This is a genomic window from Nocardia sp. NPDC006044 (assembly GCF_042871115.1).
Taxonomy (GTDB): Bacteria; Actinomycetota; Actinomycetes; order Mycobacteriales; family Mycobacteriaceae; genus Nocardia.
The window spans coordinates 3,731,870-3,756,574 of sequence record NZ_JBIAID010000001.1 but is presented as its reverse complement, the minus strand read 5'-3'; the positions used below and the strand labels follow the sequence as shown (position 1 = coordinate 3,756,574).

Sequence of the window (24,705 nt, the reverse complement as noted above, 5' to 3'; positions counted from 1 at the left end):
AACGGGTGTTTAGTATATTGAACATGTGTTTAACGAACAGCCCCTACCGCAAGGATCCGCCGCGGACCTGACCACCGCGGCCCGAATACGGGACGCCGCGATCGAGGTCTTCGGCGATCAGGGCTTCCAGGTCGGCGTGCGCGCCATCGCGAAAGCGGCGGGCGTCTCGCCCGGTCTGGTGAATCACCACTTCGGCTCCAAGGACGGCCTGCGCGCCGCCTGTGACGAGCGGGTGCTGCAACTGATCCGCGACGAGAAGATCAAGACGCTCACCGCGGGCAGCGTCGCGAAGGGCATGCTGGCCGCGCTCGCCGAGATCGAGGTGTACGGGCCCCTGGTCGCCTACATGGTGCGCAGCCTGCAGGCGGGCGGCCCGATGGCGCTGTCGCTGTTCGATCACATGGCCGCGGACGCCGAGGGCTACATCGAGCAGGGCGTCGCGGCGGGCACGATCAAGCCGAGCCGAGACCCGGCCGCGCGGGCCCGATACCTGATGACGCTCAACGTCGGCGCGACCCTGCTCTGGATGCAGATGCATCAGAAGCCCGGCGAGAAGCTCGATTTCCGTAAAGCAATCCGTGAGCTGACCGAAGAGCTCACGGCCCCCGCTCTGGAGTTCTATACCCAGGGCCTCCTTACCGACCCTACGCTTTTGGACGCTTTCCACGAGGAGCACTGATGTCCGAGATCATTCGAATCAACGATCTCCGCAAGACATTCGGCCACGTCGCCGCATTGGACGGGCTGGATCTGACCGTCGAGGAAGGGGAGATCCACGGATTCCTCGGACCCAACGGCGCAGGCAAGTCGACCACGATCCGGGTGATGCTCGGCATCCTGCGCGCCACCTCCGGCCGGGCCGAACTGTTCGGCCGCGACCCGTGGGCCGACGCGGTCGCGTTGCATCACGAACTCGCTTATGTCCCAGGCGATGTCACGCTGTGGCCGTCGCTGTCCGGCGGCGAGACCATCGACCTGCTGGCCCGCATGCGCGGCGGCATCAACGCCGAGCGCCGGGCCGAGCTGATCCAGCGTTTCGATCTGGATCCGCGCAAGAAGGCCCGGACTTACTCGAAGGGCAACCGGCAGAAGGTCGCGCTGATCTCCGCGCTCGCCTCGGACGTCAAGCTGCTGCTGCTCGACGAGCCCACCTCGGGCCTGGATCCGTTGATGGAACAGGTATTTCGGGAATGCGTCGAGGAGGCCAAGCAGCGCGGGACGACGGTGCTGCTGTCCAGTCACATCCTGTCCGAGGTGGAGGTCCTCTGCGACCGGGTGACCATCATCCGCGCCGGGCGCACCGTGGAGAGCGGCTCGCTGTCGGAGATGCGGCACCTGTCGCGCACTTCGATCACCGCCGAATTGCTCGGCGACCCAGGCGATCTGGGCCGGATCGACGGTGTCGAAGACGTCCAGTGGGACGGCAAGACGCTGCGCTGCCAGGTCGAGGGCGAGCACCTCGGCGAACTGATCCGGCTGCTCGGCGACACCGGCGTGCGCAGCCTGACCAGCGCGCCACCCACCCTGGAGGAGCTGTTCCTGCGGCACTACCACGTCGACGGCGACGACTCGAAGAGCGCGGCGGCGCACGGGGAGAAGGTCGGAGCATGACGACCATCACCGCGGGCAGGCAATCCGCCGCCCCGGCCGTGCGCGGTTCGGCCGATTTCGCGGGTACCGGTCAACTCTTGCGCCTGTACCTGCGCCGCGATCGAATCATCTTGCCGCTCTGGGTGTTCGCGTTCGGCATGCTGCCGGCGTTCTACGTCGCGAGCACCAAGAGCGTCTACGGCACGCCGGACGATCTGGCGAACTACGCGAAGACCATCACCGACAGTCCCGCGCTGGTCGCCATGTACGGCCCGGTGTTCAGCACGGACCTGGGCTCGATGGCGTTGTGGAAGGCCGGACCGTACTTCGCGATGATCGCGATCGCGACGATCCTCACCGTGATCCGGCACACCAGAGTGGAGGAGGAGACGGGCCGGGCCGAATTGATCGGCGCGACCAGTATCGGCCGCTTCGCCGGGCTGACCGCCGCGCTGCTGATGACCGCGGCGGGCTGTGTGCTCGTCGGAATCCTTTCCACGGCAATGCTGTACAGCAACGACCTGCCGATCGCCGGTTCGGTGGCGTTCTCCGCGGCCCTGGCCTGCTCCGGCCTGGCCTGGGCGGGGGTCGCCGCGGTGGCCGCTCAGGTGAGCACCGGCGCGCGGATCGCCCGCGGGACCGCGCTCGGCGCGCTCGCCGCCGCGTTCGCGGTGCGGGCCATCGGCGACGCGGGAAACGGTGTGCTGACCTGGTTTTCGCCGCTCGGCTGGTGCATTCAGATGCGGGCGTTCGCGCAGGAACGCTGGTGGGTGCTGATTCCGCTGCTCGCAGTCGCGGTGCTCGCGGTGGGCGCGGCGTACTGGTTGCTCAGCCGGCGCGACACCGGGTCCGGGCTGCTCGCCGAACGGCCCGGCCCGCCGACCGCCGCTGCGGGGCTGTCCGGTCCGGCCGGGCTGGCCTGGCGTCTGCAACGCGGCTCATTGCTGGTCTGGTGCATCGGATTCGTGCTCTACGGGTTGCTGATGGGCGGGGCGATCAAGAGCGTCGGCGACATGCTCGACAACAATTCCTCCATCAAGGACATGCTCACCCGAATGGGCGGGTCGGACATGCTGCAGGATTCGTTCGTCACCTTCGCGCTCTCGCTGCTCGCCATGGGCGCGGCCGCGTACTCGCTCTCGGCGGCGCTGCGCCTGCACGACGAGGAGTCCAGTCATCGGGCCGAGTCGACGCTGGCCGGTTCGGTCGGCCGCGAGCGATACGCGTTGAGCCACATCGGTTTCGCGCTGCTCGGTCCCGCCGTGCTCCTGCTGCTGGCCGGTCTCGCGATCGGCATCGTCTACGGCGCGACCGACGGCGACCTGCCCGGCAAGCTGACCGACTCGCTGGCTGCGGCGGCCGTTCAGGTGCCCGCGGTGTGGGTGTTCACCGGCATCGCGGTGGCGATCTACGGGATCGCGCCGCGCTTCACCCCGGTCGTCTGGGGCATTCTCAGCGTCATGCTCGTCATCTTCTTCGCGGGTTCGCTGGACGGGCTGCCGCAGTGGGTCGTCGACGTGGTGCCGTTCGTCCATCCGCCGAAGCTGCCCGGCGCGGAGTTCCAGGCCGCCCCGGTGCTCTGGCTGCTGGTGATCGCCGCGGCGCTGCTCGCGGTCGGCATCACCGCGTTCCGCAGGCGCGATCTGCGCTGAAACGATGGACGGCGGCCCGTGCGCGATGCTGCGCACGGGTCGCCGTTGTCGTAGACAGTCAGGCGCCGATGCCGAGCTTTCCGGCGAGCCGGCCGAGGTAGGCGCGCACTTCGTCGGTGGTGCGATCGGGCATCCCGAAAACGGCCTCGGTGACGCCGGCTTCGGCCCACTGCACCAACTGTTCCGGGTTCGGTTTACCGGCGAGCACGACGACCTCGGGGAGGCCTTCGCGGCCGTGTTCGCGCCAGACGCGGTGCAGCAGCGCGATCTTGTCGTCGACCCCGTCCTCGGTGGGGGTGGTGATCCAGCCGTCGACGTTCTTGGCGAGCCAGGTGAACGACTTCTCCGTACCCGCCGCGCCGAGCAGCACCGGGATCCGCTTCTGGATCGGCTTGGGCCAGGACCAGCTCGCGCCGAAGTTCACGAATTCGCCGGCGAAGCTGGCCTCCTCGTCGGTCCACAGGGCGCGCATCGCGTCCAGGTGCTCCCGCAGGATGGTCCGGCGCTTGGCCGGGTCGACGCCGTGGTGGGCGAGTTCGTCGGTGTTCCAGCCGAATCCGACGCCGAGGCTGACCCGGCCGCCGGAGAGGTGATCGAGCGAGGCGATGGTTTTCGCCAGGGTGATCGGGTGGTGTTCGGCCGGCAGCGCGACCGCCGTCGACAGGCCGATCCTGGTCGTGACGGCGGCGATGGTCGCCAGCGCCACCCAGGGATCGAGGGTGCGTAGATACCGGTCGTCCGGCAGGCTCGCGTCGCCGGTGCGCGGATGCGCGGCCGCCCGGATCACCGGGATATGCGTGTGCTCCGGCACGTAGAACGTGTCGAAACCGGCACCCTCCGCGGCCACTGCCGCGTCCGCGGGCGTGATGCCTCGATCGCTGGTGAACAACACAATCCCGTACCGCACCGTACGCGCTCCCATTCAGTAAACTAGAACAAGTTCTACCACCTTTCCCGGTCGGTACCAAGGGTTTGCCGGTCATCGATCCGGCGCGCTGAACTGTTCGCCCGCGGCATTCGTGTCATCACCGTGGGTTCGGCAGTGGCAGGAGAACGCACTGCTTCTCGCGCAGCCGCTGATCGGCTGGGCGATGGTGTCCGCGACGGAAGGAAGCGTGCGGTTAGCCGGCGGGGTCGAGCTGCCCGCGCCTGCGTGGGTGGACTGGAACCTGTACGAGCGGCTGCGGCCGCTGCACGCCTACTTCGGCTACGCCCTGCTCGTGGTGTTCACCGCGCACATCTGCGCGATCGCCTTCCACGCGCTGGTCCTGCGGGACGGGCTACTGCGTCGCATGCTGTTCGGCGCGCCCCGGCCGGTCGAATAACGCCTGCGCCGCCCAGCAGAGCGCGAGTACCGTCGCGATGGCTATCGCGGCGCCCCCGATGATGTCGGTGGGCAGGTGGTAGCCGAGGCCGATCATGCCCACCGACGCCGCGAGCATCGCCACCACCGCCGCGGCGAACGTGATGAACCGCACCCGCACCGAATCGACCAGCACGATGAACGCCGTCGCGATCGCGACCAGATGCACCGTGTGCCCGCTCGGATAGGCGAGATAGTCGTGTAAGTGCCTGTCCCAGAGTGGCTTCCACAGCACCGCATTGAGTCCCAGGGCGAGTTCGGGGACCAGCACCATGATCGCGGCCCGCCGCCACTGGCCGCGGTGACCGAACCACGCACCCGCGAGCAGCAACAGCGGCACCAGGATGTAGCCGTTGCTGGGCACCACCAGCGCCGAGTAGACACCGGGCCGCCCGTCGAATGCCGCGTGGATCGGCGCCGCGACAGCGCGGTCGAACGCGGTCGCGCCGCCGCCGGGCGGGAAGGTCAAGGGCACTAGACCCGCCACGGCGGCGCCCAGCGCGATGCCGGCGAGCCGGAGCGAGCCCCCGAGCCTGGTGTCTTGCGGTGGTCCGAACACCGGTCGACCATAACTACTGACAGGTTCTTGCTAACCGACCGCCGGGCGGCGGAGAAGTCAATGGTCATCCGACCGAAGCCGGTCGTTATCGCATGACTTGCGAAACCCTCGCAGCCCCAGGTCAACTCGGAGTATTGCTGAACGCCTCGCAGTGTCGCGAGGTCTTGGTATGGTCGTATTCGATCGGTGAACATTCAGGTTCGCCGATCGATCTCTCGGCTCGGTCGGCCTGGATGCAATGTGGCTCGGGCGTATTTCGTGCGGTCGTCTTAGCCGTGGCAGTGACTGAGAGGTACCCATGGTGGGCGATGACCTCCGGCCTACGCTGGCCGGAACATATCGGCTTCCGACGATCGTCGGGCGAGCGGCAGAGCTCGCGGAACTCGGTCGATTGCTCCTCGATCGCCGGGTCCGGTTGCTCACCCTCACCGGGACCGCCGGGGTGGGTAAGTCCAGGCTAGCTCGAGAAGCATTGCCGGACAGCGGATTCCGCGCAGAACGGGACGCGATGGTCGATCTCGGCGAGTGCGTCGATCGAACCGGTGCGTGGAACGCGGTGCTGGAGAAGGCAAGCCATCGTTCGCTTGCCGCCGCACCTCGCTACTTCGATCCGGTCGAGGCCTTGGCCGCGCTGGCCGCCATGATCGGCGCCGCACCGGCAATTCTGTTGCTGGACAACTGCGATCGAGTGGTCGAGCAGATCTCCACCGATGTGGCAATGCTTTTGGACCACTGCCCGAACCTGACCCTGGTGGCGACCAGCCGGATCCCGTTCAACCTGTACCGCGAATGTGTGCTGTGCGTGCGTCCGTTGGGCACCGGCTGCGACACCGGCGACTACTACCCGGGGTCCGCGCCCGCCGCCCAGTTGTTGCTCGACAGCATCGACAGCCACTACCGGGGAACCGCCGCGGTGGCCGATCGGCTCGTGCTCGACGAGATCGTGCGCGAACTCGACGGCGTGCCGCTGGCCATCGAACTCGCGGCGGGTTCGATCGCCCGGATCGGTCCGGTGCGCACGCTGCACCGCATCGAGGCGGGCGCCGACCTGAAGTCCACGTCCTATGTCGACGTGCCCGCCCGGCACCGGACACTGCACGGCGCGGTCGAATGGGGTCTGGACGACGTCGCGCCCGAGGTGCTCGAGCTGCTGCTGCGCCTGTCGATGTACGAGTCGGTGATCGACACCGACATGGCCTGCCTCGCGGCCGGCACCACCGACGAGGAGGCGACGACCGCGATGACCGAGCTGGTCAGGCGCAGCCTGCTCGATCACGTCTCCAGCGGGCCGCACGGAAACGGCTACCGGCTCTTCGCCACCGTGCACGCCTACTGCCGGCAGATACTGGCCGCCGACCCGGCGCGCGCCACCGCGATGCGCGACGACCACGTGGACCGGCTCTGCCGGCTCGCCGAGCTGATCGGCCCCCAATTCGACACCCGGGAACACCGCACGGCCGCGCTCGACGCCGCGGGCAAACGCATCGTGGACTTCATCGCGGCGGTGCACTATCTGATCGACAGCGGACGGCCGGAGCGCGCCGTCCGCCTGGCCGCCGACCTGGAATCGGCGTGGATCCAGTTCGGCTACCAGTCCGAGGTGGAATCGGTGCTGGCCAAGGCGCTGGAGATGAGCGACCGCACCACACTGTCGCCCGGGGTGACCGCCCCGCTGTGCCTCGAGGTGCTCGGCACCTGGGCCGGGCGGTCGGGGCGATTACGGCGGGCGGTCGACCTGTTGACCAATTCCATTGCCGCGTACCGCCGTTTCGACCGGCAGGTGGACGCGGCCAGGGTCGCGGTGGTGCTGGGTCCGGTGCTGATCGCGGTCGGCGACCGGGCGGGCGCCAAGGACCGCCTGGGTGTCGCGGCGCGCTACGCCGGCGAGCTCACCGGGCCATGGCCGGGACGGTTACAGGGCTCGATGATGCTGCTGCGCATCCCGGATCCGCCCACCAGGGATACCGAGATCTGGGGCAAGATGCGCGACCGGGCCAGGTGCCTGGACAGCACGGCACGACTGATCGGGTTGAATACGCTGGCGCGCACGCAGATCGGGCCGCGGACCGCGGACCGGGCGCAGATGCTCTACCGGGAGAATCTGGACGAGGACGACCTGGAAGAGCATGTGCTGCAAGCGATCGTCGCCCTGGAGGGCTGCGCCATGGCCTACGACGCGGCCGGGGTCGAGCATGCCGAGGCGACGATGACGCTGATGTACGCGGCCCGGCAGTTGCGCGCCACGCACGGCATCCCGCAGCTGGGCCCGGCCGACCCGGCGCCCCGCGAAGCCGAGCACCGGAATGCCCTCGGCGAGGCCAGGTTCCGGGAGATCATGCGGGCGGCGGGGGAGATGTCGCTGGCCGAGGCGGTGGCCTACGCGTGCGCGAGCCCGACGCTGCCCAACCCGGACGACTCACCGCTGGCCGCGCTGACCAACCGGCAGCGCGAGATCGCGAGGCTGGTCGCCACCGGCATGACCAACCGGATGATCGCCACCCAGTTGGGGATCTCCGAATGGACGGTGGTCAATCACGTGCGCCAGGTGATGCTCAAACTCGGCTGTCCGTCCCGGCTGCACGTCGCGCTGCTGGTGGAACGCGACTCGCAGCCCGCCGATCCGGCCGGCGACGAGCCGACGGCCGAGCTGCCGCGAATCACGGTGGCGCGCAAGGCCTGAGCCGAATCACGGCCCATAGGTCAGGACCGCGCTGATGACGAACCACAGCACCCAGGCGAACGCGATCAGCATGCCGATGGCCAGGGTGATCCGCATGAAGGCGCGACCGAAATCCATGTCCCTGGTCTCCCGCGGATACAGCTTCCACGGGCTGTACCAGGGCGCTTCCACCGCGTAGACCGGCCGGTGCGCGTCGCGCTCGGCCTGCGCCAGCTCCTCCGCATAGGCCTCGGCCTGGGCCTGGTTGGGGCCGCCGTGCCACAGCGTGATGTCGATCGGACCGAGGAAGCCCTCGTTCAGCAGCTCCTGCGGCGCGGGCAGGTAGGGCAGGATGCCGAGGCCGCGGAAGGCGACCGCGACGTCGTTGGCCGTCCAGAGGTGCTTCTCCTCCTCGGCCAGCGCGTCGAAATAGTGCCGCAGCCGGCCGGGGTCGTCGCCCAGGATGACGTCGAAGCTCGGGTCGCTCCACGCCTGCTGGATCTTCAGCTCGGCCCCGCGCAGCGGGACGACGAGCGCGAGCCCGTGCACCGCGCGCTGACCGAGTCCGCGCGCGGCCAGCCAGTTCTGCAACGCGAAGGTGTGCTCGCGGGACTTCTCCAACGGCGTGCGCCGGTCCCGGCCCTCCATGGCCGCCGGGTCGCCGTTGATCGTCCACTGGCCGTTGAGCGGGATCTCCAGCACGCCGTCCTGGCGGGCCACCAGCGCCTCGGCCTCGATCACCACGCAGCTGGTCGGCGTCCACACCACCGCGTCGAACTGGTGCAGCCGATCCTTGTGGAACAGACTGCAGTTGATCGTGGCGACGCCCTTGGGGCTGTCCGCGTCCTTCCAGGTGCGTAGCCAATCGATCAGTGCCCGCTCGGCATTGGTGCCTGCGGCGTTCTGCACTCGCACGAGCATTAACGACCGCCCTTCACGTCGACACTCGACAGTGCACAGGATACGAGGTGCGCGGCCGAATTCGCCGCGCCGGTGGGAACAGTCGGCGTGTTGGTGTCGCGTTCACTCCGGCTCTTCGGCGGCGATCTTGCCCGCCTTTACCGCCTCGACCAGTGTGGCATGGTCGGCCTCGGTGCGGTCGGCATAGCGCACGGCGAAATCGGCGACCGCGTCGTCGAACCGCTCGTCCTCGCCCAGATAGCCCGCGAGCAGGCGCGGATCGAGCGAGCGCGAATGCGCGCGGGCCAGCAGCGCGCCGGCCAGCCGGCCGTAGTCGTCGAGCTCGGCGGCGGACAGGCCGGCCGGGTCGATGCTGCCCTTCAGATTGCGGAATTGCCGCACGATGAACGGCAATTCGACGCCGTCGCCGGTCGGGTCGACGCTGGTCCAGCCGAGCAGGATGTCGCTCTCGGACTGAACCAGCCTCGCGCCCTGCACGATTCGCTTGCCCTCGTGCTTCGGCGGCGGCGCGGGCAGATACGGCGCGAGCGCGGACGGGTTGGCCTGCTTGATCTGTAGCACCAGATCCTCGCGCTCGTTGCCGTGCAGCAGCGCGACATAGGTGTGCAGGCCGACGCTGCCGGTGCCGACGATGCGGAAGGCGATGTCGGACACCGCGAATCGGGCCAGCAGGTTGCGCCGCGACCGGCGCAGCGTGTCGGCGTAGCGTTCCAGGCCGTCGGTGATCGCCGCGGCGACCTGGTCGCCGACCGGGGTGAGAATCGGTGGGTCGCTGATGAATCGGTGCTTCTTGATGCCGGTCTGGTGGTCCTCGAGGTGCTCGGTCCACTTGGCCACCACCTTCGCGCTGGTGTTCTTGCGCGCCTTCTTCGCGGCCTTCTTGAAGTCGTCGACGAGGTCGTGGGCCGCGGCCTCGTCGAGCACCGACTCGTCGGGCAGCGCGCTCCACGATTCCAGGAACGGCTGCTCGGCCAGCTGCGCGACGGCGAGGCGGTAGGCGCGGGCGGCGTCGTGCGCGGCGGCGCGGCAGTCGTCCTCGCCCGCACCGCTTTCCCGCCCCGCGAGCACCAGGCTGGCCGCGAGGCGGTCCAGATCCCACTCCCAGGGCCCGGCGATGGTCTCGTCGAAATCGTTGATGTCCATGATGATTTCGCCGCGTGGCGTGCCGTACAGGCCGAAATTCGCGGCATGCGCGTCGCCGCAGAGCTGTGCGGTGAGCCCGGTGTCCGGTCCGCCGGCCAGATCGGCGGCCATCAGCCCGGCCGCGCCGCGGTAGAACGTGAACGGGGAGGCGATCATCCGGCCGATGCGCAGCGGCACCAGGTGAGCGAGCCGGCCCGCGTTGCTCGCCTCGACGAAGTCGAGCACCTCGGGCCTGCGCGCTCCCTCGGCCGCGCGATCGCGCGCGGTGACCGGCACCCGGTCGCGCAGGGCCGCGCCGCGGGCGCGCACGTCGGCCGCGGGGAGGTAAGAACGTAGATCGATACCACTGTCTGACACGCTGCCGACGCTAGCGGGTATCGGCCCCGCCGACGGTGTCGGTTTCGCCACGTTCGGTGCCGGTCGGATATGCCGCCCGGTGCGCTCAGGTGGCGGGCACCGGGGGATCGACCGGGGTGATCGGCAGCCGCAACGCGCCCGGCGCGGCGGCGGGCACCGTCGGCCGATTCGGCGCCACGGGCGCGATCCGCTGATACGCGGTCCCGAGTTCGGGCCGCGGATCGGCCTCGTTCTTGTTGGGCCAGAACGCCATTGCCCGCTCCGCCTGCGCGGTGATGGTGAGCGACGGGTTGACGCCCAGGTTCGCGGTCACCGCCGAGCCGTCCGCGACATGCAGGCCGGGATGGCCGAACACCCGCTGATACGGGTCGACCACGCCGGTCTCCGGGCTGTCCCCGATGACGCAGCCGCCGATGTAGTGCGCGGTCGCCGGAATGTTGAACACGTCCATCACCAGCCCGTGCGTATCGCCGTGCACCTTCTCGCCGAAGCGCCGCCCGATGTCGTGCGCCATCGGGATCCAGGTCGGATTCGGTTCGCCGGTGCCCTGTTTCGTCTTGAGCAGCCCGCGCCGCCGGAACGAGGTCAGCGAGTTGTCCAGCGACTGCATGACCAGCAGGATCACCGACTTCTCCGACGCGCGCCTGGCGTTGAGGCTGCGCAGGAACACCAGCGGGTGCACCACCATCGCCAGCAGGAAGCGCAGGAACCGGAACGCCCCGCCGTCGACGATCGGCACCGACATCGGGAACAGCGCGTTCTGTCCCTTGCCGTAGTGGCAGACCTCGATGTGAGTGTCCGCGGCCGGGTGGATCGAGGAGGTGATCGCGATGCCCTCGGCGAAATCGCGGCGGGTGCGGCTCACCACGTTGAGGATCGCCTCGGAGTTGCTGCGGGTCAGCTCGCCGAGCCGGGGCGACAGATTCGGCAGCACCGCGTCGTCGCGCATCTTGTGCAGCAGCTTCTGGGTACCGAGCGCGGCGCCGGCGAACACCACCTGCTCGGCGGTGAAGGTCCTGCGCTGCTTGCGGATCCAGCGATCCGAACGCTCGGTCTCGACGGCGAAGCCGCCGTCCGCCAGGGGCCGCACGGACGTGGCGGTGGTCAGCGGGTGCACCTCGGCGCCCGCCTGTTCGGCCAGGTACAGATAGTTCGTGGTGGTGGTGTTCTTGGCGTTGTTCGGGCAGCCGGTGAAACATTGCGCGCAGTGCACGCATCCGCGCCTGCGCGGGCCGACGCCGCCGAAATAGGGGTCGTCGACCTCTGCGCCCGGGTCGCTCTCGTTGAAGAACACGCCGACGTTCGTCGGGTGGAAGGTGTCGGCCACGCCGAGGTCGTCGGCGATCTCGCGAATCACCTCGTCGGCCGGGGTCATCCGCGGGTTCGGCGCCACGCCGAGCATCCGCTGGGCCTGGTCGTAATACGGCGCCAGCTCGGCGCGCCAGTCGGTGATATGCGCCCACTGCTTATCGGTGTAGAAGTTCGGCAGGGGCTCGTAGAGGGTGTTGCCGTAGATGAGCGAACCGCCGCCGACGCCCGCGCCGGAGAACACCGCGCACTTGCCGAGCACGCTGATCCGCTGCGGCCCGGTCAGACCCAGTCGCGGCGCCCAGATCGACTTGCGCACATTCCAATTCGTGCGCGGGATGTCCTCGGCGGGCCAGCGTCTGCCCGCCTCGAGCACGCCGACCCGATACCCCTTCTCGGTCAATCGGAGGGCGCTGACGCTGCCGCCGAAGCCGGAACCGATCACCACCACGTCGTAGTCGAATGCGGGCATGACTTCCTCTCGCTCACCGGACGTTCACCGTACCGACAGATGAGATGATTTCATACTCATTCTGTCACCGCCGGTCTGTGGCGGAAACCATCCTTGCCCGGAGATATCGAGAAAACCGGCGTGCCCGGATGGCGTCGACCGGGGTCGGTGCGGTAAGCACGGGGCGTGACAACCGAATCGGGCACAACGGAACCGGAGGGGCGCGCCGACACCGGCGGCGTCTTCGACGACCGCATCCTCACGGTCCCGAACGTCCTGAGTTTCGTCCGCCTGCTGGGTGTTCCGCTGTTCCTCTGGCTGCTGCTGGTCGAACACGCCGACGGCTGGGCGTTCGTGCTGGCCTTCGCCAGCGGCCTGACCGACTTCCTGGACGGCAAGCTGGCCCGCCTGCTCGATCAGTCCTCCCGCCTCGGCGCCCTGCTCGACCCGTTCGTGGACCGGTTGTACCTGGTGACGACGCTGGTGGCGTTCGTGCTGCGCGGCCTGATCCCGTGGTGGGTGGCGGTGCTTCTGGTCGGCCGCGATCTGGTGCTCACCCTCACGCTTTCGGTCTACAAACGCCGCGATCTGCCCCCGCCCGACGTCATCTATCTGGGCAAGGCGGCCACCTTCGCGTTGATGTCGGCGTTCGTCTGGCTGCTGGCCGGGGAGATGGATTGGGCGCTCGACGGTTTCGGGCGGGCCTTCGGCGGGGCATTACTGGTCTGGGGCACGGCGGTGTATGTATGGACCGGCTTGCTCTACACCGGTAAGGCGATCGCGGTCGCTCGCTCGATACCGGCTGTGGCACACCGGCCGAGCTGACCGAGGCGTCGAGTCGAAGATCGGCTCGGGCCTCGCATAGAGTTGCGCCCACACGATCACAATGGAAAGGACGGACGGCCTGTGACCCAGACCCCCGAAGATCTGCGCTACACCGAGGAGCACGAGTGGGTGCAGCGGATCGGCCCGACCCGGGTTCGGGTGGGCATCACCGATTATGCCCAGTCCCAGCTCGGTGACGTTGTGTTCGTGCAGCTGCCCGAAACGGACAAGGACGTCGCCGTGGGGGACAGCATCGCGGAGGTCGAGTCGACCAAGAGCGTGTCCGACATCTACGCGCCGATCGCAGCGAAAGTTGTTGCGGTGAACGAGGTTCTGGTGCAGGAGCCGGAGACGCTGAACACCGATCCGTACAGCGACGGATGGCTGTTCGAACTCGAGGTCGCGGACGCCGCCGGCCTCGACAAGACCCTTGATGAACTGTTGGATGCGGCAGGTTATCAAGGAGTTATCGGGGGCTGAATCAGCCTTCCCGGTTCTACCTGCACGGGCACGCCCTGGCAGGGTACGGTCAATGCCAACAGATGCGCCGACAGCCATTGTCGGGAATCTAGGGACTCGACGGCAGGTCGTGGTGCCACAGGTATCACCTGCTTGCATGGATAATCAGGTTCGAGGAGGAGAGAAACGGTGAGCGAGAACAAAGACCCGGGTTACGGGGAGACCGCGGCCGAGACGACGTCGGTCTTCCGCGCGGATTTCCTGAACGAGGTCGACGCGTCGCGCTCCGGAGAGCCGACCGGCGAACAGCCGGTCCAAGGGGTCGAGGGTCTGCCCGTTGGTGCGGCCCTCCTGGTCGTCAAGCGCGGTCCGAACGCGGGCTCGCGGTTCCTGCTGGATCAGCCGACTACGTCGGCGGGCCGCCACCCCGACAGTGACATCTTTCTCGACGACGTCACCGTCAGCCGTCGGCACGCCGAGTTCCGTCAGGACGACGATTCGTTCCAGGTTGTCGATGTCGGCAGCCTGAACGGCACCTATGTGAATCGGGAGCCGGTGGACTCCTCGGAACTCCAGAACGGCGACGAGGTGCAGATCGGCAAGTTCCGCCTGGTGTTCCTCACCGGACCGCGGGCGCAGAACGACTCGGCGGGTGCAGGGAGCCTATGAGCACGCGGCGCTGGGTTCTTTCACCTCATGAAGGGCTCGGGGTCATGAAGGACTCAACGCCGTGACAGGTGCGGCGCAGTGGGCGCGCGGAGGCATGTCGATCGGCTCCGTGCTCGACCTGCTGCGCCCGGACTTTCCGGACGTCACCATCTCGAAGATCCGCTTCCTGGAGGCGGAGGGCCTCATTCGGCCGGAGCGCACGCCCTCGGGCTACCGCAGATTCTCCGTCGCCGACTGTGAGCGGCTTCGGTTCGTGCTGACCGCGCAACGCGATCAGTACCTGCCGTTGAAGGTGATCAAGGAACAACTCGAAGCGATCGACAGCGGTGCGGCGACGCTCGGTGTGCGGGAAGCCCGCGCCCGGGCGCATTCGGGCCATACGGGTGCGTCGGAGCCGGCGGCAGCGACCGCCGGCTCCGAGCACCCGGTCGCATCCGGCGGGAACAGAAACGGCGCCATCGCGCCGAGGAGGCTCGGCGTGGTGCCCAGCGAGATTTCCCCCGACGATCTGCGCTTCGATCACGAAATCCGGCTCACCCGCGCGGATCTGCTCGCCCAGGCCGACATCGACGAGGCGTTTCTCAACGATCTGATCCGGGCGAACCTGATCACCCCCGGCGCCGCCGGATTCTTCGACGGCGACGCGGTGACGCTGGCCCGGACCGCCAAGGCGATGGCCGAATTCGGTTTGGAGGCACGGCATTTGCGCGCGTTCAAGCTGGCCGCCGATCGGGAGGCCGCGCTGGTCGCGCAGATCGCCGCCCCGATCGCGAAGAGCCGCGACGCCGGTGCGCGGGCCAGAGCCGAGGAAACGGTGCGTGAACTCGCGGCGCTGTCGCTGACGTTGCACGCCTGTCTGGTGAAGTCGTCGGTGCGGACGTCGCTGGGCGGCTGAACATCCCGTCGGCCCGTTGACGCGGAATCGGTGTCATGTTTCGGTCATCCAACACGCCGATTTCGGCTTGCACACCGATCGCTGCACCCGCGCGGGTTCGCCTAGACTCGTTGGTACGGCGAGCTGGGCGGTGGTCGTGCCGGGCGGCCGGCGGATATTGGGAGGCAGTGCGATGAGTGAAATGCGTGTCATCGGCATTCGTGTCGAGCAGCCACAGAATCAGCCCGTGCTGTTGCTCCGCGAGGTGTCGGGGGACCGGTATCTACCGATTTGGATCGGGCAGGCCGAGGCGACGGCGATCGTGCTGGAGCAGGAGGGGGTGACCCCGATCCGCCCGCTGACCCACGATCTGATCAAGATCCTGATCACCGAGCTCGGGCACACCCTCAAGGAGGTGCGCATCGTGGATCTCCAGGAGGGCACGTTCTACGCGGACCTGGTCTTCGAGAACGATCTGCACATCTCGGCGCGGCCGTCGGATTCGGTAGCGATCGCCTTGCGGGTGGGTTGCCCGATCTACGCCGAGGAGCCGGTGCTCGAGGAGGCCGGGCTGGTGATGCCGGACGAGCGCGAGGACGAGGTGGAGAAGTTCAAGGAGTTCCTCGAGTCGGTCTCGCCCGACGATTTCAAGGCCACGGATAGCTGAACAGGACCTTTCCGGCAATCCGGCGTTTTCGCGGGCTGACCGGGGGATCGTCCCTTAACCAGAGCTTGAGACTTTAACCGCGCGTCGCGTTTGGCCGGACGATGGTGCTCCCTGGACAATCAGGGGAGTAATCTCGATAGTTGGGCCACGTCCGTTTTGGCCAGGTCGTCAGTATGAGCAGTGGTCGAAGCGGAGCCGGGTCATCGATGAGGCCAGCGGTCGGCGGAGCAAGGGAGTGGTCAGTGGCAGAGGAATCGCAAAATGTGGTGCAGCCAGGCCTGTTCCCGGACGACTCGGTTCCCGACGATCTGGTCGGCTACCGGGTTCCCAGTGCATGCCAGGTGGCCGGGATCACCTACCGGCAGCTCGATTACTGGGCACGGACCGGATTGGTCGTGCCCTCCATTCGCAGCGCCGCCGGCTCGGGTAGCCAGCGCCTGTACTCGTTCAAGGACATCCTGGTCCTGAAGATCGTGAAGCGGCTGCTCGACGCGGGCATCTCGCTACAGAACATCCGGATCGCGGTCGACCATCTACGCAGCAGGGGAGTGCAGGACCTCGCGGGGATCACCCTGTTCTCCGACGGCACCTCGGTGTACGAGTGCACCTCGGCCGAGGAGGTAGTCGATTTACTGCAGGGCGGGCAAGGCGTGTTCGGCATCGCGATCAGCGGCGCCATGCACGAACTCACCGGCGCCATCGCCAACTTCCCGGCCGAACGCGCGTCCGCGGTGACCGAGCGGCCGGAGGACGAACTGTCCTACCGGCGTAAGGCCCGGATGAGCCGCAAGACCGGATAAGAACAGACAACCGACAACACCCCGCCGCCCCGGCAGAACTCAGGGTAGCGGGGTGTTGTGCTGGGCGGCATCTGGTTTTCGATGGCGACAGCTCGGACTGTGTCAAAACATAGTGTTAAGTAGATATGCGCATCTATCGATGTGATCGTCCAGAGCTCCCGCATACCGACGTGACCAGCGCGACACCCGCAGGGAAGGGACCAGTGACACGTTCTGGCGTGTCGTCGGCTTAAACTGGTGGCGCGCCAACGCCGTGCGGGAGAGTCCCGGGTTCGACAGAGTCCGGGCGCCGAAGGAGCAGCACCTCCCCGTCAATCTCTCAGGCATCAGGGACCGTGCGGGCTTGGGCGCCTCTGGAAAGCGGTGGCTTCGGGCCGCCCGCCCATGGGGAAAGGGGCTCGACCTTCATTGCGGTCGCGCGTCCGAATCTCTCAGGCAACACGACAGAGGGGGAGGGCTGGTAACCGTCGACCCCTGTCGACCCGCCCGAACCCTATGGGAGCTGCCGTGACTCGCTCATTCGCCGACCGCCACATCGGACCCGACCGGGGCGAGATCGCCCGGATCCTGGACGTCGTCGGCGTCGGCTCGCTCGACGAGCTCGCCACGAAGGCGTTGCCCGCCACCATCCTCGACGGGTCCGGCCTGGCCGGATTGCCGCCTGCCGCAACCGAACACGAGGTGCTGGCCGAACTCGCCGGGCTCGCCCACTCCAACACCGTGGCCACCTCGATGATCGGGCTCGGCTACTACGACACCCTCACCCCGCCGGTGCTGGTACGCAACCTGCTGGAGAACCCGGCCTGGTACACGGCGTACACGCCCTACCAGCCGGAGATCAGCCAGGGCCGGCTGGAGGCGCTGCTCAACTTCCAGACCATGGTGTCCGAGCTGACCGGGATGGACGTGGCGAACGCGTCGATGCTGGACGAGGCCACCGCCGCCGCCGAGGCGATGACGCTGTTGCAGCGGGCGAGCCGGTCCAAGTCGACGCGGCTGGTCATCGACACCGACCTGTTCCCGCAGACCAAGACCGTGCTGACCACCCGCGCGCAGCCGCTCGGCATCGAGCTGGTGCCGGCGGATCTGTCCGCCGGCGAGCTGCCCGAGGGTGAATTCTTCGGTGTGCTGGTGCAGGCGCCGGGCGCGTCCGGCCGGGTAGTGGACTGGACGTCGCTGATCGGCGCCGCGCACGAGCGCGGCGCGCTGGTCGCGGTGGGCGCGGACCTGCTGGCGATGACGTTGATCGCGTCCCCGGGCGACCAGGGCGCGGACGTCTGCTTCGGCACCACCCAGCGTTTCGGTGTGCCGCTCGGCTTCGGCGGCCCGCACGCGGGTTATCTGGCCGTGCGCACCGCGTATGCCAGGCAGCTGCCCGGCCGGCTGGTCGGCGTCTCGGTGGACGCGGACGGCGACGTGGCCTACCGGCTGGCGCTGCAGACGCGCGAGCAGCACATCCGCCGGGAGAAGGCCACCTCCAACATCTGTACCGCGCAGGTGCTGCTGGCGATCGTCGCGGCCATGTACGCGAGCTACCACGGCGCCGACGGCCTGCGCGACATCGCGCGCCGGGTGCATCGGCACGCCGCCACCATCGCCGCCGGCCTGGACGGCGCGGTCGTGCACGACACGTTCTTCGACACCGTGCTGGCGCACGTGCCCGGCGGTGCGGAAGCCGTTGTGGCGAAGGCGAAGTCGCGCGGGATCAACCTGCGCCTGGTGGACGCCGATCACGTCGGCATCGCCTGCGACGAGGCCACGACCGAGGCACACGTCGCGGCGGTGCTCGAATCCTTCGGCACCACACTGTCGGCCGAGCAGCGCGACCCGGCGCCCGCGGTCGAGATCGAGAACCGGACCTCCGAGTTCCTCGACCATCCGGCGTTCACCAAGTACCACACCGAGACCGCGATGCTGCGCTACCTGCGTTCGCTGTCCGACAAGGACATCGCGTTGGACCGCAGCATGATTCCGCTCGGCTCCTGCACCATGAAGCTGAACGCGACCGCGGAGATGGAGGCCATCACCTGGCCCGGCTTCGCCCGCGTGCACCCGTACGCGCCGGTCGAGGACGCACCCGGCCTGTTGCAGGTGATCCACGACCTGGAGCAGTGGCTCTCCGATATCACCGGCTACGACTCGGTCAGCCTGCAGCCCAACGCGGGCAGCCAGGGCGAGTACGCCGGCCTGCTGGCGATCCGCCGCTATCACCTGGATCGTGGTGACACCCACCGGGATACCTGCCTGATCCCGTCCAGCGCGCACGGCACCAACGCGGCCTCGGCGGCGATGGCCGGGCTGCGCGTCGAGGTGGTCAAGTGCCGGGACAACGGCGACGTCGACCTGGACGACCTGCGGGCCAAGATCGCCGACCACGCCGACCGGCTGGCCTGCATCATGATCACCTACCCGTCCACGCACGGTGTGTACGAGCACGAGGTCGCCGAGCTGTGCGCGCTGGTGCACGACGCGGGCGGTCAGGTGTACGTCGACGGCGCGAACCTGAACGCGCTTGTCGGACTTGCCCGTCCGGGCCGGTTCGGCGGCGACGTGAGCCATCTGAACCTGCACAAGACGTTCTGCATCCCGCACGGCGGCGGCGGGCCCGGTGTCGGTCCGGTCGCGGTCCGGTCGCACCTCGCGCCCTACCTGCCCGGCGATCCGCTGGTGACCGACTCGCACGCGGTGTCGGCGGCCAACTACGGCTCCGCCTCGATCCTGCCGATCACCTGGGCCTACATCCGGATGATGGGCGCGGACGGCCTGCGCGACGCGACGCTGACCGCGATCGCCTCGGCGAACTACATCGCGCGCCGGCTCGACGAGTACTTCCCGGTGCTCTACACCGGCGAGCACGGGATGGTCGCGCACGAGTGCATCCTGGATCTGCGCGATATCACCAAGCAGACCGGCGTCACCGTCGACGATGTGGCGAAGCGCCTGGCGGACTACGGGTTCCACGCGCCGACGATGAGCTTCCCGGTCGCGGGCACGCTGATGGTCGAGCCGACCGAGAGCGAAAACCTGGACGAGCTGGACGATTTCATCGAGGCGATGATCGCGATCCGCAAGGAGATCGATCAGGTCGCGGCGGGCGTGTGGCCGGTGACCGACAACCCGCTGCGCGGTGCGCCGCACACCGCGGCGAGCCTGGTCGGCGAGTGGGATCACCCGTACAGCCGCGAAACCGCTGTGTACCCACGGGGTCTCGGCCACCCGCGGCCCAAGGTGTGGCCGCCGGTCCGGCGGATCGACGGCGCGTACGGCGACCGCAACCTGGTCTGCTCCTGCCCCCCGATCGAGGCGTACGCCGACTGACCGTCGGCACGGAGGGCGCCCTTGTCTGCGTCTTCAGGGGGTCGTCAGCGACTGAACCACTGCGGACCCGAAGCTGAGGTCGTCGGAGGTGGTGACCTTCGTGTACGTGCCGCCGGACTGCTCGGCGATGCTTTTCAGCGTCTGCGTGCCCTGGCCGCCGATCACGATGATGTCCACGCGGACCGGGTGCGCCTTGTCGATCGCGGCGGACATTTCGGCGGCGAGTTTCGCGCCGGTGACCGTCGAGTCGTCCTCGGGGCCGTCGGTGATGAGGAGCACGGAATTCGTTCGGCCGGGGGTGTATCCGTTGACCGCGCTCTTGTACGCGGCGATCAGCGTCGGGTACGCCTGGTCGGCCTTGACCTCACCGGCCTTGATGGCGCCGAGCGCGTTGCTGATCTTGGTGCGCTGATCGTCGGTGAGCGCGGCGGTGGCGGCCTGTACCTTGTAAGGCGTTGTGCCGTCGAGGTTTTTGCCGTATGTCCAGAGGCCGAGGCCGAAGTCCGGTGGCATCACCGTCAGCGTTGAGCTCAGCGCGCCGACGACATTCGCCAGCCGGGTCATCGAACCGTCGGTGGTCGACATGGACGAGGAGACGTCGACCAGCACGGTGGATTGCACGCCGAGCACCGGATTGGCAAGGGTGGCACGGACTTTGTCGAGGGCTGCGCGCGGCGGTGCGGGGGTGGCGGCGGGTGCGGTGCCGAAACCCGCCGCGGTGAAGGCCGATACCTGCTCAGGTGCGCGCAGGTAGTCCGCGAACAGTCCGCCGATCAGGTTCTGTGTCTTGTCGACCCAGGGCCCGGACATCAGCGCCGCCGGGTGATCGGCGACCGGCGCCGCGCCGGACGGCCGGAAGACCGTAAGTCCCGCTTGGGTTTTCGCCTGCTGCTCGGTGGTGGCGACCGCGTGCACGGTGGCCTGCTGCGGTGCGCCGGCGAGAATGCCGAACGCCGCGGCGGTATCGGCCGCCTCCGGCGCCTCGGCGGCGAGACCGGAGATCGCCGCGACGGCTTGGCCCGACTGCGCGGCCTGCTCGGTGAGCGGTTCCGCGCCGGATACCGCGGACCCCACCGCCACGGCGGCGGCGAGCGAGGCGTCCCCGGGCGGTAGTGCCATGCGCAGGCCGCCCCAGCCGGACAGCCCGACGTCTTTGAGCGAACCTTGTTGCAGCCGTGGCAGATCCGCCCACGTGGTGTTGGCTTGTTCCAGCGCGCCGCGCAATTCGTCCGGCACCGCGAGCACGATCGGGCTCACCGCGACCGGCGCGGGCGTGCCCTCGATCATTCCCGGCACCCGCATGGACTCGATCGAACGGGTGGAATCGGGGATCCAGAGCACCGGCTGCGGGCCGAGGTTCTGGTCCCACGGCTTGCCGTTGGTGAACGCGGCGACGATCGCGGCGGACGGTTGCGCCGTCACGACCACCTGCGCGCAGTGATCCCGCACCTTCGGCTTGGTCGCGTTGTACCGGTCCGCGGCGCCTTTGACCTGCGCGGCAATGTCCGGATCGGCGGTGACGTAGAGCGTCGACGCGCCGGAGACGCATGCCGCGGCCGCGGCGCTGTCCTCGTCGGCCGCCCGATCCCGTAACTGGAACCATCCGACGACCCCGGCGACGAGCAGCACGATGGCCACCACTGCGATAACCGGACCTTTGCTGACGCCCCGGGATCTGGTTCCGCTGCGATGAGTGCCCACGGTGCACAGTGTATGTTCACCGGCGATTTGCGGCCGCGTCGAGGTTGCCCTCACCGGCGTGCCGTAGGCCGTGTCCGCCGGCCGCCGTGTCCGGGGCGGACACGGCGGCGGGATTCACGGGCGGATCAGCTGCCCGCGGTCGAACTCGTGGCCGCCCCAGACGCCGGACTGGCCGGTGCGGGCGGCGAATTCACCGCAGGCCACGCGGATCGGGCAGCCCGCGCAGATGCCGCGGGCGTAGTCGAAGTCCTGCGACGGGTACGGGAACCACGCCTCGTGCTGCGGATCGCCCCGGCAGGCGGCGCGATGCCACTCTCGGGAGTCCGAGAGCGGAAGCAGCTCGGCCAGGGTCAGTTCCACGACCGCGCTGGTCTCGGTGCGGATGGTCATCGCGATCCTCTCCTTTCTCGGATGGTTCAGGTGGCGGCGAGCTGCTTCCAGATCCGCCGCTGTTGCCTGGCCTGGTGGTTGGGTGCCTTGGGCTGCCAGAGCAGCCGCATGCCCGCTTCCTCGGGGGTGCGGTCGGCCTTGGTGGTATTGCACGGGCCGCAACAGGCGACGAGGTTGCTCCAGGTGTTCGGGCCGCCGCGGCTGCGCGGCCGGATGTGGTCGACGGTGCGGGCCCAGGCGGCGCAGTAGCCGCACCGGTGGCTGTCCCGGCGCAGCACGCCGGCCAGGGTGGCCCGGCTCTCGTCGTGCACCCGCGCGGAGTGCTCGAGGTAGACGTAGCGCAGCAGCCGGATGGTCTCCGGCAGCAGTAGCTCGACGTGCTGGGACCGGATCAGGAACTGCGGCGCCCGGTCGGCGATCGACTCCGCGGCGCCGCTCGTCAGCAGCACGACAGCCCGGTCGGCGCTGATCTCGTGGAGCGCCTCGTAGGAGGCGTTCAGCACCAGCACGCCGGTGTCTATCCAGTTGTCTGCGGTCAGCATCGCCGGGTTGGCGGCATAGCGGAATGTCATGGGAATCACCATGTTTCGGGAAGGGTCGAGCGGGGGAAGGGGCGGTCAGTTACCGGCCGGGAGGCAGCCGTCGTCGTTTCCGCTGCGCAGCTGCCGGTCGAATGCTGGTTTCATGGTCGACAACCGTTGTGCCGCTTCGGCGTTCGCCCGAATCGGGTCGTATACGCGCATGGCCACCTCCTCCTTTCCGCGTGCTCGTGGATCACCGCTACCTGGTGATCATCGTCGAATTCCATGGTGACATAACGGGCCTACCGCTGTCGGGTCATTTATTTCCGGGCGCGGGTCAGGCGTTCTGTAGCTGGGCGGCGCCGAACGAAACGTGGAACCGCTGGCACCAGATGGTGACGCTGGTGAACGCGGTCAGATCGGTGTCGGCGGGCAGGACGTAGTTCTGGCTGCCCTTGTTGCCTTTGAGGCTGCCGAGGTCGGTGTGTGTGCCGTCGTCGAAGACGAACCAGCCGGCCTTGCCCTCGACCACCTCGGCGTCGGTGAGCCATACGTGCAGGTCGGGGCCGTCGGAGGTGTCGAGGTCTTCGAGCCGGAGCACACGGGTGCCGTCGGGCAACTGGAGGATTCGCACGGTGCCGGAGGTGTCGTGCTCGTGGGAGATGAGGGTGCCTGTGGCCAGGGTGCGCGGTTGCGCGGGCTGGCCGGGCGCGGCGGCGGAGGGTGCGGCCTCGTTGACGGTGGTGTTGGTGAACAGGCGCCACGGTTGCGCCAGCGCCAAGCCGACGCCGAGCCCGACGATCAGGAGAACGGCCAGCGTCCACGTGATGGGGGATCGGGCGATCTTGCGTGCGGAAACCATGGGTGCCCTCCGGGTGGCGCGACAGACGTTGTCTCTCATTGAACACGGGTGAGCATCGATTTCCAGGTGCTCAATTGTGACCAATTGCTGACGTCGACCTGGGTTTCCGGCGTTCGCGGTGGCGAGCACCTCGGCAGCGCGACTGGTGAATTCGACCGTGCCGTAGGGACTTTCGCGCCTCGCATACATAGTGCAGCAATCGCATACGCCGCAGCGTGCTGGGGAGTATGCGGGGTACGAAGGAGCTGTGCGAAGGACTCCCTATCTGTCGCTTGGGACGGCTCCGGGCCTCGACTCATCCCGCCGAGGCCCGACGTCCGGCGCCTACAGGTTGCCGACGATGTGTTCGAGGCGGTCCGCGACCAGTTCACGGGCCTTCTCGCGCAGGGCGGGGCGGTAGCCGCTCGGGTACACCGGATCGCCGGGCGCGTAGTCCTTCAGGACCTCCTTGGCCAGGGTGATCTTGTGTACCTCGGTGGGGCCGTCGGCGATCGCCATCACCTCGGCGTAGTTCATCATGTCGACGAACGGGAGGTCGGTGCTGACGCCGATGGCGCCGTGCAGGTGCAGTGCGCGCTGGGCGATGTCGTGCATGACCTTGGGCATGGCGACCTTGATGGCGGCAATGTCCTTGCGCACCTTGAGATAATCCTGTTCCTTGTCGATGCGCCACGCGGTGCGCAGGACGAGCAGGCGGAACTGTTCCATCTCGATCCAGCTGTCCGCGATGCGTTCCTGCGTCATCTGCAGGCCGGCCAGCGGGCCCTTGCGCATCGGGCGGGAGACGACCCGCTCGGCCATCATGTCGAAGGCCTTGCGCACCAGCGCGACGGTGCGCATCGCGTGGTGCACGCGGCCGCCGCCGAGGCGGGTCTGCGCCACGATGAAGCCCTGTCCCTCGGCGCCGAGCAGGTGGTCGGCGGGCACGCGGACGTCGGTGAAGCGCAGGTGTCCCTCGTGCTCGCTGAACCCGTGCACGTGGAAGTTCTTGACGATCTCCAGGCCCGGGGTGTCGGCGGGCACGATGAACATCGACATGCCCTGGTACGCACTGACTTCGGTGTTGGTGACCACCATGACGATGTGGAAGCTGGCGAACTGCGCGTTCGAGTTGAACCACTTCTCGCCGTTGATCACCCAGTGGTCGCCGTCGCGCACCGCGGTGGTCTTGAACGTCGTCGGGTCCGAGCCGCCGGTGGGTTCGGTCATCACATAACAGGAGCCGATCTCACCGGCCAGCAGCGGCTCCAGATACTTCGCCTTCTGCTCCGGGGTGCCGTAGTGCGCGAGGATCTCGGCGTTGCCGGAATCCGGTGCCTGGCAACCGAATACCGACGGCGCCCAGAACGACGTGCCGAGCACCTCGTTGAGCAGGGCCAGCTTCATCTGCCCGTAGCCCTGGCCGCCGAGCTCGGGACCGAGGTGACATGCCCACAGCCCCTGCGCCTTCACCTGCTCCTTGAGCGGGCGCATGAGCGCCATCGCCTCTTTGTCGGTGCGGTCGTACGGGTTCGGGTAGAGCAGGTCGAGGGGCTCCACCTCGGTGCGGACGAATTCCGCCGCCCAGTCCAGCTTCTGCTGGAAGTCCGGGTCGGTCTCGAAATCCCAAGCCATGG

General features: G+C 68.3%; 23 protein-coding genes and 1 riboswitch. Of the genes, 12 read left to right on the top strand and 11 right to left on the bottom strand.

Translation table 11 applies throughout. From position 1 onward, the window contains the following. Positions 1-25 precede the first annotated feature (25 nt). Genes ACFYO1_RS17205 through ACFYO1_RS17195 form a run of 3 tightly spaced genes read left to right on the top strand, consistent with a single transcriptional unit; the run spans position 26 to position 3,242 of the window. Positions 26-679, top strand: a complete 654-nt coding sequence (locus tag ACFYO1_RS17205; protein ID WP_387231509.1) for a TetR family transcriptional regulator — start codon at positions 26-28, stop codon at positions 677-679. Continuing rightward, positions 679-1,611, top strand: coding sequence for an ATP-binding cassette domain-containing protein (locus ACFYO1_RS17200; protein WP_387231507.1), 933 nt, complete (start codon positions 679-681; stop codon positions 1,609-1,611). Before ACFYO1_RS17205 ends, ACFYO1_RS17200 begins: the two co-directional genes overlap by 1 nt. After that, positions 1,608-3,242: an ABC transporter permease gene (locus ACFYO1_RS17195; protein ID WP_387231505.1), complete on the top strand. Its 1,635-nt coding sequence runs from the start codon at positions 1,608-1,610 to the stop codon at positions 3,240-3,242. Before ACFYO1_RS17200 ends, ACFYO1_RS17195 begins: the two co-directional genes overlap by 4 nt. 58 nt (positions 3,243-3,300) lie before the next feature. On the opposite strand, the gene ACFYO1_RS17190 is transcribed toward ACFYO1_RS17195, so the two are convergent. Then, the gene (locus tag ACFYO1_RS17190) at positions 3,301-4,149 is read right to left on the bottom strand and encodes an LLM class F420-dependent oxidoreductase (protein WP_387231911.1); all 849 of its coding nucleotides are present in this window, start codon (positions 4,147-4,149) and stop codon (positions 3,301-3,303) included. Between the two features lie 112 nt (positions 4,150-4,261). On the opposite strand from ACFYO1_RS17190, the gene ACFYO1_RS17185 reads away from it, so the two are divergent. Continuing rightward, entirely contained in the window at positions 4,262-4,567 is a 306-nt protein-coding gene (locus tag ACFYO1_RS17185) for a cytochrome b (protein ID WP_387231503.1), read from the top strand. Here the strand turns inward: ACFYO1_RS17185 and ACFYO1_RS17180 are convergent. Then, a complete protein-coding gene (locus ACFYO1_RS17180) occupies positions 4,523-5,164 on the bottom strand; it encodes a phosphatase PAP2 family protein (protein ID WP_387231501.1) in 642 nt (213 codons plus the stop codon). The two genes, ACFYO1_RS17185 and ACFYO1_RS17180, sit on opposite strands and share 45 nt — an antisense overlap. A 301-nt stretch (positions 5,165-5,465) precedes the next feature. Here ACFYO1_RS17180 and ACFYO1_RS17175 point away from each other — a divergent pair, with 301 nt between their 5' ends. After that, the gene (locus ACFYO1_RS17175; protein WP_387231499.1) at positions 5,466-7,844 is read left to right on the top strand and encodes an ATP-binding protein; all 2,379 of its coding nucleotides are present in this window, start codon (positions 5,466-5,468) and stop codon (positions 7,842-7,844) included. Between the two features lie 6 nt (positions 7,845-7,850). Here the strand turns inward: ACFYO1_RS17175 and ACFYO1_RS17170 are convergent, their stop codons facing one another. The 3 genes from ACFYO1_RS17170 to ACFYO1_RS17160 all read right to left on the bottom strand — a co-directional run bounded on the left by ACFYO1_RS17170 (position 7,851) and on the right by ACFYO1_RS17160 (position 12,024). Then, positions 7,851-8,732: a nuclease-related domain-containing protein gene (locus ACFYO1_RS17170; protein WP_387231497.1), complete on the bottom strand. Its 882-nt coding sequence runs from the start codon at positions 8,730-8,732 to the stop codon at positions 7,851-7,853. Positions 8,733-8,846: 114 nt separating this feature from the next. Next, complete coding sequence (locus tag ACFYO1_RS17165; protein ID WP_387231495.1) at positions 8,847-10,244, bottom strand: DUF2252 domain-containing protein; 1,398 nt, start codon at positions 10,242-10,244, stop codon at positions 8,847-8,849. An 85-nt stretch (positions 10,245-10,329) separates the two neighbouring features. Further along, positions 10,330-12,024 (bottom strand): GMC oxidoreductase, encoded by a 1,695-nt coding sequence (locus ACFYO1_RS17160; protein WP_387231493.1) that lies wholly within the window; start codon positions 12,022-12,024, stop codon positions 10,330-10,332. Between the two features lie 165 nt (positions 12,025-12,189). On the opposite strand from ACFYO1_RS17160, the gene ACFYO1_RS17155 reads away from it, so the two are divergent. The 7 genes from ACFYO1_RS17155 (at position 12,190) to gcvP (ending at position 19,615) form a co-directional block, all read left to right on the top strand. After that, a complete protein-coding gene (locus ACFYO1_RS17155) occupies positions 12,190-12,828 on the top strand; it encodes a CDP-alcohol phosphatidyltransferase family protein (protein ID WP_387231491.1) in 639 nt (212 codons plus the stop codon). An 81-nt stretch (positions 12,829-12,909) separates the two neighbouring features. Further along, positions 12,910-13,308, top strand: coding sequence for a glycine cleavage system protein GcvH (gene gcvH / locus ACFYO1_RS17150; protein WP_364738409.1), 399 nt, complete (start codon positions 12,910-12,912; stop codon positions 13,306-13,308). Between the two features lie 168 nt (positions 13,309-13,476). Beyond that, positions 13,477-13,956: a glycogen accumulation regulator GarA gene (gene garA, locus ACFYO1_RS17145; protein ID WP_150401796.1), complete on the top strand. Its 480-nt coding sequence runs from the start codon at positions 13,477-13,479 to the stop codon at positions 13,954-13,956. 94 nt (positions 13,957-14,050) lie between these two features. Next, positions 14,051-14,851, top strand: coding sequence for a MerR family transcriptional regulator (locus tag ACFYO1_RS17140; protein WP_387231910.1), 801 nt, complete (start codon positions 14,051-14,053; stop codon positions 14,849-14,851). Between the two features lie 172 nt (positions 14,852-15,023). Next, positions 15,024-15,497: a bifunctional nuclease family protein gene (locus tag ACFYO1_RS17135; RefSeq protein ID WP_069160942.1), complete on the top strand. Its 474-nt coding sequence runs from the start codon at positions 15,024-15,026 to the stop codon at positions 15,495-15,497. Between the two features lie 206 nt (positions 15,498-15,703). After that, positions 15,704-16,297, top strand: a complete 594-nt coding sequence (locus tag ACFYO1_RS17130; protein WP_378723367.1) for a MerR family transcriptional regulator — start codon at positions 15,704-15,706, stop codon at positions 16,295-16,297. Between the two features lie 246 nt (positions 16,298-16,543). Then, positions 16,544-16,643, top strand: a riboswitch (glycine riboswitch). Positions 16,644-16,792: 149 nt separating this feature from the next. Then, on the top strand, positions 16,793-19,615 hold the full coding sequence (gcvP, locus tag ACFYO1_RS17125; protein ID WP_387231488.1) for an aminomethyl-transferring glycine dehydrogenase: 2,823 nt from the start codon (positions 16,793-16,795) through the stop codon (positions 19,613-19,615). Positions 19,616-19,648: 33 nt separating this feature from the next. Here gcvP and ACFYO1_RS17120 read toward each other — a convergent pair whose 3' ends face one another. The 6 genes from ACFYO1_RS17120 to ACFYO1_RS17095 all read right to left on the bottom strand — a co-directional run bounded on the left by ACFYO1_RS17120 (position 19,649) and on the right by ACFYO1_RS17095 (position 24,703). Then, a complete protein-coding gene (locus ACFYO1_RS17120; protein WP_387231486.1) occupies positions 19,649-21,316 on the bottom strand; it encodes a VWA domain-containing protein in 1,668 nt (555 codons plus the stop codon). 114 nt (positions 21,317-21,430) lie between these two features. After that, entirely contained in the window at positions 21,431-21,706 is a 276-nt protein-coding gene (locus tag ACFYO1_RS17115) for a WhiB family transcriptional regulator (RefSeq protein WP_387231484.1), read from the bottom strand. 26 nt (positions 21,707-21,732) lie between these two features. Beyond that, a complete protein-coding gene (locus ACFYO1_RS17110) occupies positions 21,733-22,278 on the bottom strand; it encodes an HNH endonuclease (RefSeq protein ID WP_387231482.1) in 546 nt (181 codons plus the stop codon). A 45-nt stretch (positions 22,279-22,323) separates the two neighbouring features. Continuing rightward, positions 22,324-22,449 (bottom strand): hypothetical protein, encoded by a 126-nt coding sequence (locus ACFYO1_RS17105; protein WP_387231480.1) that lies wholly within the window; start codon positions 22,447-22,449, stop codon positions 22,324-22,326. A 115-nt stretch (positions 22,450-22,564) separates the two neighbouring features. Next, on the bottom strand, positions 22,565-23,089 hold the full coding sequence (locus tag ACFYO1_RS17100) for a DM13 domain-containing protein (protein WP_387231478.1): 525 nt from the start codon (positions 23,087-23,089) through the stop codon (positions 22,565-22,567). A 324-nt stretch (positions 23,090-23,413) separates the two neighbouring features. Beyond that, the gene (locus ACFYO1_RS17095) at positions 23,414-24,703 is read right to left on the bottom strand and encodes an acyl-CoA dehydrogenase family protein (protein ID WP_387231476.1); all 1,290 of its coding nucleotides are present in this window, start codon (positions 24,701-24,703) and stop codon (positions 23,414-23,416) included. Positions 24,704-24,705 lie beyond the last annotated feature (2 nt).